General features: G+C 47.5%; 2 protein-coding genes. Both read right to left on the reverse strand.

The features are described 5' to 3' along the window. The coding region (locus tag R7E42_RS24845) for a response regulator (RefSeq protein WP_318073210.1) at window positions 1-442 on the reverse strand (442 nt) is incomplete at its 3' end. After that, a partial coding sequence (locus R7E42_RS24850; protein ID WP_318073211.1) for a sensor histidine kinase occupies window positions 439-1,180 on the reverse strand: 742 nt, incomplete at its 5' end. The genes R7E42_RS24845 and R7E42_RS24850, both read right to left, overlap by 4 nt.

The following is a 1,180-nucleotide window of genomic DNA, read 5'->3' on the forward strand; positions in this document are numbered from 1 at the left end:
TTGGCGTGCCTTTTCCAAGATGGAACAAGTCATCAAGCTGCGACTGTCGAAAACTCTCTTGGCTACGCATATGGTTTTTGACCTTTGCGAAACGGAGCAAGCTTTCGGTTAGTCTTGAGTAATCAACGGGCTTGACGAGGTAATCAAATGCGCCGAAACGATGAGCTTTTTGAACCGTAGATGCGTCATTGGCCGCCGTGACCAAAATGCATTCTGGTTTCTGGTCGCTCTCTAACCATTGATAAACCAGCTCGACACCTTGCCCGTCTGGTAAGTAGTTGTCGACAATGACCAAATCCGGCTTAGTATGCGTCACTAGCTGCTGGGCAATGTGAATACTGCCAGCAATACCGACGACTTGATATTGTTCCACTTGCTCAATGAAATGGTGATGAAGCTCTGCAATGTTGGGATCATCTTCCACTATGACTACTTTTATCATCCTAACTCCTTGGGAAAATAGATCGTAAACGCGGTTTCTTGCTCGTCACTGTCCAACTCCATATGCCCATTGCCTTGCTCAACGATGGAACGTACAAGGTACATGCCTACTCCATGATCGGCTTTGTTTTGCTTAGTGGTAAAGCCCAATTCGCACAACGCATCAAATTCACTCTCGATCAGCGGGCCGTTGTTCGAAACCTGAATGGTGTACTCACAGGCCGATTCTGAAATACCAATGTGTACATAACCGTTCTCTTGTCCTTTCACCGCTTCCAAAGCGTTTTGAGCTAAATTGCCAATCAGCCCACACAATTGTTCTTCTGACAAACGGCGAGACAGCGCGCTCAAATCACTTTGGCAGTCAATGCTCAGTGCCACACCCAGTTCGTTGGCTTTGCTCGCCTTTGCCAAAATCAAGGCTGACAAGGCCGGTCTGCTATTCAGCGCATGTAGCGAATCCAGTTGTGATTGACTGGCTTTCGCTTGCGACAAACAAACTGAAAGCGCTTTATCGTAAGCCCCCATTTGTAAGAGACCCGAGATAGTCGAAAGCTTATTTTGATACTCGTGACGCGCAACGCGCATGTTCTCCATGTACTGCGTCACCTGACTGATTTTCTCCGAGAGTACGTGCATCTCATTTTGGTCACGCAAGCTAAACACTGCGCCATAAGGTTCACCTGTCGACGTACGAAGCGTAACTCTGTTCATCACCAAATTTTTGCCATTCACGCGA

Source organism: Vibrio sp. Vb1337 (genome assembly GCF_033338715.1).
GTDB lineage: Bacteria > Pseudomonadota > Gammaproteobacteria > Enterobacterales > Vibrionaceae > Vibrio > Vibrio alginolyticus.